This is a genomic window from Parasutterella excrementihominis YIT 11859 (genome assembly GCF_000205025.1).
Lineage (GTDB): Bacteria > Pseudomonadota > Gammaproteobacteria > Burkholderiales > Burkholderiaceae_F > Parasutterella > Parasutterella excrementihominis.
Map to the genome: position 1 here is coordinate 1 of NZ_GL883736.1, position 8,660 is coordinate 8,660.

Below are 8,660 nucleotides of genomic sequence, written 5' to 3' on the forward strand. Positions count from 1 at the left end.
CTTTCGACCGGTTGTGATCCTTCGCCAATGTTAGAAGGGGTTTCGTGCCGACAGCACTGCTCCTACCTCTCAGAGCTTTTAACCATCGGCCGCAGAGCGCGGGACTAGGATCTGCATCCCGCGGTGCCTGTGCATTCCCACCCAACGTAGTCCTCGAAACGACAGACTGAGGCTAGTCAACTAGAGGCTTTTTCAAGCCGCGGCCTTCAGGCCGAGGTAGTTGACTAAGAGAAGTCTCTGTAGACAGTGAAGTTCTTAGACTGCGGATTGATCCTAACATCAAAAAAGAGGCAGATGAAGTCGCGCAAATGATGGAAATTACGACCGCTGATGCTGTCAGAATTTTCTTGGATGGTTTTGCCGAGGAGAAAAAATTTCCTTTGACTACGAAGTTCCCAATGCAGAGACATTGGCTGCGATGAAGGAGGCTGAGAGCGGAAAGCTGGAGTCTTATGACTCTGTGAATAATTTTTTCAAGGAAAGGAAACTCTGATTCAGCACTTTTCACCGATCTCTCTGTTCAAGGTTGGTAAGGAAGATGCGCCCGTGTCAAAGTTCTTTCTGGCAACTGGCTCAGCGATTTTTGACTGTTTGGCGACTTGTTTTAGGCCTCTAGCCGTTTGCGGATAACGGCGATCTCTTCGTCATCCAAACCATAGAGTTTAAATATGGCACGATTGATTTCTTCTTTGATCTCTTCTGTGGAATTTGCTTCTGCCGCCAGCACTAGCGATTTAAGCTCGTCATCCTGCTGGGGGTTAATGCTCGGCAGCTTCAGTTGCGAAAGGTTGCTGCGAAGCACTTTGATTTGACCGAACAACACTCGGTAGATAAAAGAGTAGACCTTGCTGTTTAAAAGGGCGAGCAGAGCCTCAAAAGAAAGCTCCGGAACGTTAGGAATAAGGATGTTGGCGCTATTGAGCACTAGCGCTCCGTTTCTTTCTGCCGCAAAAACGAGGTGATTGGAGATGAAGCGGTACACGATCTTCGGAGTCGTTCGATAGTATTCATCCGGGGCCGTCTGCTGGAAAACGGTTCGATCGTAATGCACGAAATACCGCGGTTTATCGATGCAGAACGGCTGGATTTCTTTTCCCGTGTAAATCGGTTCAAGGCCAAGCCCGGGCTTGGTCTTTAAATGCTTTTTATTGTTCCCCGTCACAACGCCTAGCGCCCATTTGCTGTCGGCTAAAGAAATCTCTCCTTTGGAGAGGATCTTACAAATAATTTCTACTTCCGGTTCCGTCGCGCTGAAAATCGTCTTTTGCTCGGTGAGCTGAAAAATCGAAAGCGGAATTTCTCTGATTTCTCCGGATTCATTCATCCGAAACCTTTCTGCGGGTTTTGCTTTTTCTGCAAGGATAGAAACAAAATCGGTTTGGACGCCGCTAAATTTCGTATCGAACTTACGGATCTCAAGAAGACGGCAGTCGCTAAACAAATGCTCTCTGAAAAGCCGATGCGAAGCAATGTTGAGCATAGAGATCGGCATCAGGAAGGCAAGCTTGCCGCCAGATTTAAGGAGCGAGAGCGTTTTCATGAAGAAAAAGCTCGAGACATCGGCGTAAACGTTTTTAGTTTTTGAGCTCCATGGCGGATTCGTGGCCGCAAAGTCAAAACGCCTTCTTTCACTTTTCCAGCGGTTGACGAAGTCGATGACACGGACATCGGGGTACTCTTTTGCACCTGACAAAATCAGGTTGGCTTTTGCAATCATCACGGCAATCGGATCGCTGTCCATGCCGCAGATCTTCAGTCCCATTTCTTGGGCAAGTATTAAAAACGTTCCGCTGCCGCAGCAGGGATCCAAAAAGCTTGCACCTGGTTTTGCTTCCAGTGAATCCAGCAGCTCTTGAGCAACGGATCGCTCCGTGTAATAAGAACCGGTGGAATTTTTGACGCCTTCTGTTAAAAAGGATTGGTAAACAGTACCGAGAAGGTCAAATTCTTCCGGGAGCACAACCTGGGCAAACTTGTGTACGAAGTTATGTGTGCGGCCGTATTCGGTTTTGAACTTTTCAGCGAGTTTTCGATCACAGTCGGAGCGGTCCAGAAGCACGCAGCTCAGTGTGTAGATGGTATTTCGTAGAGGGACTTTATCTTCAGAGGGCAAAAGCTCTGTGATAAACGAGAGGGTGTCGGGATTCGTGCACCGTTCTTTGGGAATAAATCGCCGAGAGGAGCCGGTTTTGTTGGCTCGGTAGGAGGGCTTGCCGGTCAGGTCGCGATTGAGTCGCTTCCATATTCTTTCCGTCGATTTTGAGATCGGCATCTCCTCTCCGTAAAACACATCTAAGAATCCTTCATTCTAATCAAGGAGCGGGAAGCGTTGTGCGACAGGCGGCGAAGAAGTTTTGCCAAAGAGAAACGGTAATAAAAAAACCGGAGCTGGAGAACTCCGGCCTTTTTAGAGAAAAGCGTTTAGATTAGATCACGCTGGCAGGAACCGTGACTTCATAAGGAAGCGGCAGGATTTCAACCGGTACATCCTTAACATAAAGTTCGGAATCCATGTATTCATAAGTCAGCACGAACAGGAAATGTTCGCCGTCGCTCTGAATCACGCGTCCCATCGGTTCGTTTTCCATGAAGACTTCGGTGCCTTCGTCGAGATCCTTAACGCCTCTGGCAACGCCTAAGAACATACGGCGCTTTACCTTGCCGAGATTTTCAGTCTTGGAGATGATTTCCTGACCCGTGTAGCAGCCTTTATTGAAGGCGATACCGCCGATCAAATCCATGTTCAAAGCCTGCGGCAGCCATTCGAGCACTTCGGGTTTTTCGATTAAAGCAATACCTTCTTCCATCAGAGAGCGAGCCAGGCGGTTGTGTGCTTTGATCGGAGCGTACATGTCATCAGGGATCTTGCCGATAGCCACGAATTTGCCGTGCATGCCTTGTGCGTCATTGGAGGGAAGACGAACAACGATGACGGAATCACCGACATAGGCCTGCATCGGTTCGCGCGGAAGGGCCGGGCACGGACGATCAATAGCTTTGGCGTCGTCGGAGCAGAAATAGGTGATCGGTTCGGGAAGAATTTCGATTTCGACTTTGCTTCTCAAAATGAACTTGCTCAGACGATCAACTTCGTCCTGAGCAATGGATTTCGGCATAAGCATTCCGAAACCGTTCGGAATTCTGACGATTAAAGAGGTAGCGGCGGTACGTCCTTGATGGTTGCAAGCAGCCGTCCAGCGAGCGTCTGTCGGTCCCATTGTCTTTACATTCTGGGTCAGCATTCCTTGGAGAAAGTTTTCAGCGTCTTCGCCGCGAACAACGACAAATACAAAATCTTGTTCTTCGCTGAATGTCCAGGAATTTAATTCAAGCATGCTCATTTATGCATTACTCCTTAATCAAATATTTCATTAAATTAACAGATCGAAAACAAATATGGGTTCCTTGCTCGACAAACTGAGCAGACAGATCTTAATTTGTCGCTATCATGCTGTTTGAGTTGTGTTAATTCAATAGCGTATGAAATTTGTGGTCAAACTGCTTGCCGCCTGCGGCCTTATAGCCTTGCTGGCGTTCGGACTTCTCGGCGGTGCTTACTATTACGTAAACGTGCGGCCCGTGCCTTTTGAGGGCAACCCTCCTGAAGTCGTGATTAAGGTAGACAAGGGCAGCACGATCCGCTCAATTGCCAACTCGCTCAAGCAAGCCGGGGCGGATGTTGATCCGTCGATTCTTACGCGCGCATTCTCTTTTTACGATCAGGACAAATCGGTTCATGTCGGTTATTACCGAATTCCGAACCCTTCCACGATCCGAGAGATCATCGATAAGTTCGCCTCCGGCGACGTGATCATGAGCAAGTTCACGCTGGTCGAGGGCACGGAAACCGCCAAATTCCTGACACGCATTAAAAACTCAGAAGATTTAGACCACGCTGATCCCGAGCTCGACCTCAAAACGGTCATGTCAGTTGTTCATGCGCCTGAAGGTACGCATCCTGAGGGTCAATTCGCCACAGACACTTTTGTATTTGCCAAGGGATCGCCGGATACGCTGGTGTTAAGACGCGCTTACCGCGAACAGCAGGAACGCATTAAAAAAGCCTGGGAAACACGCTCTCTCAATGTTGCTGTTAAATCGCCTTATGAACTGCTGATTCTGGCAAGCATTATTGAAAAGGAAACCGGTCAGAACTCCGATCGGGCCTTAGTCTCCAGTGTTTTTAACAACCGCTTGAAACGCGGCATGCTGCTGCAGACCGACCCGACGGTAACCTACGGAATCGAGAATTTTAACGGCAAAATCACTAAGGAACATCTGAGAACCGATCATCCCTACAACACGTACACGCGTCCGGGTCTTCCTCCGACCCCGATCTGCAACCCGGGCTTGGCAGCGATTGAAGCAGCCGCACACCCGGCGGATACGGATTATTTATACTTTGTGGCCATGGGCAAGAGCGGCCAGACCAAATTCTCCAAGACACTCAAAGAGCATAATGCGGCCGTTCAGAAGTATCTCAGGAGTCAAGGACTTTAAATGACAAAACGTGGGAAATTTATTACGGTTGAAGGTGTTGACGGCGCCGGAAAAAGCACACAGTTCGAAGTCATCGCTAATGCGCTCAAAGAAAGGGGCATTGATTTTGTCATGACGCGCGAGCCCGGCGGCCCGCAAAGCGCAGAGAAGATCCGAGAGCTTTTGTTGAATGAACCGATGACCGCAAAGTGCGAACTCCTGGTAATGTTTGCCGCGCGTCAGGAAAATCTCACAAAAATCATTCGTCCGGCGTTAGAAGCCGGTAAATGGGTTCTCTGCGACCGCTTCACGGATGCTTCCGTTGCCTATCAGGGCTACGGCCGCGGTCGAAGTCTGGAAGAAATTGAGATGCTCGCCAACTTCGTGCATCCGGATATCAAACCGGATAAAACCGTCATCTTTGACTTGCCCACCGAAGTTGCAGCGGCCCGTTTGTCCCGCAAGCTGGATCGATTTGAACAGGAAGATGCTGACTTTCATCGAAGAGTGCGTCAAGGCTATCTGGAAATCGCAAAGAGAGAACCCGAGCGCTGCGTCGTCATTGATGCTCAGGGAACGCCGGAAGAAGTCTCCGCACGAGTGCTCAAGGAGGTTGAGACATGGGTTTAGCCCCGTATCCGTGGCTTGAGCGGCCGGCGGAAGTCTTGGCCAAGATGCTCAATAAACTTCCCGGAGGCATTTTGATTTACGGTCCGCGAGGATGCGGCGTGTTTGAACTGGCTTCGCGCTTTGCCGCAGCTGTAGTGTGTCAGCACCCTGTAGACGGCGCGCCTTGCGGCATTTGCGAAGAGTGCAAACTTATTTTCAGCGGAAACCATCCCGACCTTCGCTACGTCTTAAGCGAAACCGAGGCGGCGCTTCACCCCGAACCTTGGAACGGTAAGTTCGGAGAAATTCCGAAAGGAAAAAGCCTGTCCAAACAAATTCTGATTGAGCAGGTTCGAGGCATCGGTGAATATCTCTCGGTGACCGCCCATCGCGCGGGTCACAGAGCCGTCGTTATTTATCCGGCCGACTCTATGTCGGGCGACCAAAGTTCGGCACTGCTTAAGACACTGGAAGAGCCGCCTGAAGGCGCGGTACTTATTCTGGTTGCCGACGACATTAACTCAATTCTTCCGACGATCCGTTCCCGCTGCCAGTTGGTTCGCTGCACACCTCCGACGCGGGAGCAGGGCATTGCTTACCTCAAGTCTCAGAAGGTCCGAAATCCTGAAGGAGAGCTCACGCGTTTAAGCGGCAGACCGCTTCTGATTCATGAGGCCGACCCCAACCTCACACTGGATAAAAAAGACGAAGCTAAGTATCTGGAAATGCTTGCCTTAGGTTCTGCGTTGTCCAGTGTTCAAGTTCTGTCAGCCTTTCAAAAGGATATACCGGTGGGACCTGTCGTTTCTATCATGCAGCGATGGTATTGGGATCTGATGGCGGTACTCTCGGGCGCCGAGCCGAGGTATTTTCCGGAACACTTTGAAGCTTACAAACGTCAGGTGCACGGCACGGATTTTCAGAAGCTGGTTCCTTTTAACCAGACGCTGATGCAGGCTAACCGCAGCAAGGATCATCCTTTGAGCAAACGTCTCGTTCTTCAGGATCTGTTCATCACGTGGGCTAAGACGCTTGCTGACGCTCGTAAAAATTAGGATTTAAGCTTCTTAAATCCTTCCAGGACTTCTGTCTGGTCGGGAGAGATGTATCTGGTAGTTGTGTTCACAGATGCATGTCCCATGGCTGTTTGAACGACGTTCACCGGCATCACCTCCAGGCTGGCGACCGCAAAGGTATGGCGCAGCCAGTGCAGAGAACTTCCGAGGAGCTTAGCGGCGTCGCGCGGATTTTTCTTTCGGACGTCGTTGGCTACTTCCTCTAGGAAGGTGTGCAGGACGATATAGAGACCGGATCGCGATAAACCTTCTTTATCTGCGCCTTTATTGCCGATGCGAAAGCTCGCAATCAGAGGCACATCTTTCCCAGCAGGTTCAAAAAGCGGAGGGCGCTTTCTGGCGGCAAGATAACGAGAAATCTTGTCGACCTGCTCCGAAGACAGCGGCAGGCGTCTTTGTTTGTCACCTTTCCCGACGATATCAATGACAACGGTTTCTTCATCTCCGAAACGCGAGTATTCAATCCAGCCGCAGCGCGCGTTGATCATTTCGCTCGCGCGCATGCCGAGTTCTTTTCCTAGGACAAAAAGCACCTCGAGGCGCATACGGACAAGGTCAAGCGGCAGCTGAGCAAGATGGGTCTCAATCTCTTCCCACTGGGCCGGCGATAAGGAACGGTCGGCAAATTCTTTCGGTTTGCCTTCGCCCGGTAAAAAACGAACCTTCGCAGGAATCTGGTCAAAAGGATTGAATTTCAGATAACCGGTCTTATGAAGGAACGAAAAGAGCTGCCGAACGATTGTTGAGGCGGCCTTCCTGCTCGTGTAGGCAAGCGAAGAGTTAAAAGGTTTCCAATCCGGTGATTCTCGCGGCGTATTCTTCGGTCCAATCCAAGTTTCCTGAGGATATATCCAGGATTTCTGCCAGTTTTCGGGCGTTTCTCTCCCAATCATTTCGAGCCATTTGAGGTATTCTGAACATTCTTCTAAACGCGCGGAGGAAAGGGCGACTCTTTTCTCCAAAAGACACCACAGTAAAAATCTTTCGGCTTCCCTTCGGTACGCTGCCTGAGTGTTGGCATTTGTCCCTTTCGCTTTAAGCCAGAGGCGGATAGCTTCAATGTCTGTGTTGACGTTTAAGGCGCAGTCCTGCCGGTCCCCTCGGTTCGTTCCGGAAGATCCGTCCAAAGCCTTAGGAGGCGTCAGAAACTCAAGCGGACGAATTTCACTATTTTTAAGCGGCTGTCCCAGCCGGCGGCCGGTTTTTTGTTTTTTATTGATTTCGGACCAAAGCGGAGCGCCGATATCTTCAACCTTTTGTCCGTAATAAGATTTGGAAAGGTCTCGGGCTCTTGTTTCTAGAACCGGTGGAAAGTCAATCGGCGCTCCGCCGAGTTTTTTTGAATAAAGCCAAGAAAGGATTCCGTTGCTCCTTTCTTTACTTAGATCCAAACGCGTTGCCCAGCGTTCCGGGTCTCCGTACATGGCGTCAATCAGATCATCAAGGCAATTTATTCCTTTAGATTCAAGATGTTCCGCAACTTCAGATAAAAAATACTGATTGAGAGGAAGATCAAAGTCAAAATCAGAGGCCATTGGCAAACACGACAAAAAATAGAAAAAATTCCGGAAGAACCCAAGTATAGAGAATTTACAAACGACCGAAAAATGTAACTATTTAGCGTGAAAAGTTCGTAATTGTAATCCTTTTTGAGAGACCGAAACAAACTTTAACTTTTCGGTGAACTGCTTTTAGCAAGCCTGATATAGTGCAGTTAGGGCGCTGAGTTGGCGCTTATCTCAAAGGAAGGATAACGATGAATACTAAAAAGATTTTTTCTTCTGCAGCCTTAGCTGCTTCCCTTACTCTCGCCGCCGGTGCTGCATTTGCATGGGGTTGCGGAGCCGGCTCCATGATGGGTTACGGTCCCGGCTGTCAAGTCGATCCGCAGGGTGCCTATCCCGGCTGCCAGTATGGTCCCAACGGGATGATGCGGCAGGGATATCCCTGCTGGTCTTACGGCCCGCAAGGCGCTCAGGGAGCAAGAGACTTCCGCCCTGGCTTTGAACAAAGAAAAGTTTACCTGCGCGGGGCCCTCAATCTTACCGATGCTCAAAAACCAGCTTTTGAAGCTTATTTCGGCGCCGTTGATGCCTATCATCAGATGAAACGTCCCCAAGGCGTTCAAGGCCAGACACGACAGGATATTTTAAATCAGCGTTTGGCTTTCCAGAAAACTCGTGTTGAAGCCCTGCAGAAAGCCATCGACGCTCGTCAGGAGCTCATGAAAGTTTTAACGCCCGAACAGGTTAAAGTGTTCGACGCCGTTGAATCCCGCACACACGCCAGAGGCCCAAGAGGCGGTTTTGGTCCCGGACACCGTGGTTACCATCACGGCGGCTACGGCATGATGTATCAGCAGGGTGTTCCTGCTCCCCAAGGCCAGCAGCAGGGCGGCAGACTCTAATCTCAGCAATTAGTCAGATCTGATACAAAAAAATCCCGAACTCCAAAGAGTTCGGGATTTTTGGTGTGCTCGGCATGAGCATTCTCTAT

8 protein-coding genes are annotated in these 8,660 nt (G+C 49.9%); 5 read left to right on the forward strand and 3 right to left on the reverse strand.

Annotation, left to right across the window (positions count from 1 at the left end):
- Positions 1 to 260 precede the first annotated feature (260 nt).
- The gene (locus HMPREF9439_RS13665) at positions 261 to 422 is read left to right on the forward strand and encodes a type II toxin-antitoxin system RelB/DinJ family antitoxin (protein ID WP_087942011.1); all 162 of its coding nucleotides are present in this window, start codon (positions 261 to 263) and stop codon (positions 420 to 422) included.
- A gap of 182 nt (positions 423 to 604) precedes the next feature.
- On the opposite strand, the gene HMPREF9439_RS08855 is transcribed toward HMPREF9439_RS13665, so the two are convergent.
- Positions 605 to 2,272: an N-6 DNA methylase family protein gene (locus HMPREF9439_RS08855; RefSeq protein ID WP_244862423.1), complete on the reverse strand. Its 1,668-nt coding sequence runs from the start codon at positions 2,270 to 2,272 to the stop codon at positions 605 to 607.
- 154 nt (positions 2,273 to 2,426) lie between these two features.
- Positions 2,427 to 3,341: a CAF17-like 4Fe-4S cluster assembly/insertion protein YgfZ gene (gene ygfZ, locus HMPREF9439_RS08860; RefSeq protein WP_008811383.1), complete on the reverse strand. Its 915-nt coding sequence runs from the start codon at positions 3,339 to 3,341 to the stop codon at positions 2,427 to 2,429.
- A 139-nt stretch (positions 3,342 to 3,480) separates the two neighbouring features.
- On the opposite strand from ygfZ, the gene mltG reads away from it, so the two are divergent.
- The 3 genes from mltG to HMPREF9439_RS08875 are packed head-to-tail and all read left to right on the forward strand — an operon-like array spanning position 3,481 to position 6,143.
- Complete coding sequence (gene mltG, locus HMPREF9439_RS08865) at positions 3,481 to 4,500, forward strand: endolytic transglycosylase MltG (RefSeq protein ID WP_008864575.1); 1,020 nt, start codon at positions 3,481 to 3,483, stop codon at positions 4,498 to 4,500.
- Positions 4,501 to 5,109, forward strand: coding sequence for a dTMP kinase (gene tmk / locus HMPREF9439_RS08870; protein ID WP_008864576.1), 609 nt, complete (start codon positions 4,501 to 4,503; stop codon positions 5,107 to 5,109).
- Positions 5,100 to 6,143 (forward strand): DNA polymerase III subunit delta', encoded by a 1,044-nt coding sequence (locus tag HMPREF9439_RS08875; protein WP_008811380.1) that lies wholly within the window; start codon positions 5,100 to 5,102, stop codon positions 6,141 to 6,143. Before tmk ends, HMPREF9439_RS08875 begins: the two co-directional genes overlap by 10 nt.
- On the opposite strand, the gene HMPREF9439_RS08880 is transcribed toward HMPREF9439_RS08875, so the two are convergent.
- Entirely contained in the window at positions 6,140 to 7,699 is a 1,560-nt protein-coding gene (locus HMPREF9439_RS08880) for a tyrosine-type recombinase/integrase (protein ID WP_008811379.1), read from the reverse strand. The two genes, HMPREF9439_RS08875 and HMPREF9439_RS08880, sit on opposite strands and share 4 nt — an antisense overlap.
- 221 nt (positions 7,700 to 7,920) lie before the next feature.
- On the opposite strand from HMPREF9439_RS08880, the gene HMPREF9439_RS08885 reads away from it, so the two are divergent.
- Positions 7,921 to 8,571, forward strand: a complete 651-nt coding sequence (locus tag HMPREF9439_RS08885) for a Spy/CpxP family protein refolding chaperone (RefSeq protein ID WP_008811378.1) — start codon at positions 7,921 to 7,923, stop codon at positions 8,569 to 8,571.
- Positions 8,572 to 8,660 lie beyond the last annotated feature (89 nt).

Excerpts from the sequence above, each read along its gene's own strand:
- HMPREF9439_RS08855 (WP_244862423.1), bottom strand. The coding sequence starts at position 2,272 with ATGCCGATCTCAAAATCGACGGAAAGAATATGGAAGCGACTCAATCGC.
- mltG (WP_008864575.1), top strand. The coding sequence starts at position 3,481 with ATGAAATTTGTGGTCAAACTGCTTGCCGCCTGCGGCCTTATAGCCTTG.
- ygfZ (WP_008811383.1), bottom strand. The coding sequence starts at position 3,341 with ATGAGCATGCTTGAATTAAATTCCTGGACATTCAGCGAAGAACAAGAT.
- HMPREF9439_RS08880 (WP_008811379.1), bottom strand. The coding sequence starts at position 7,699 with ATGGCCTCTGATTTTGACTTTGATCTTCCTCTCAATCAGTATTTTTTA.
- tmk (WP_008864576.1), top strand. The coding sequence starts at position 4,501 with ATGACAAAACGTGGGAAATTTATTACGGTTGAAGGTGTTGACGGCGCC.
- HMPREF9439_RS08885 (WP_008811378.1), top strand. The coding sequence starts at position 7,921 with ATGAATACTAAAAAGATTTTTTCTTCTGCAGCCTTAGCTGCTTCCCTT.
- HMPREF9439_RS08875 (WP_008811380.1), top strand. The coding sequence starts at position 5,100 with ATGGGTTTAGCCCCGTATCCGTGGCTTGAGCGGCCGGCGGAAGTCTTG.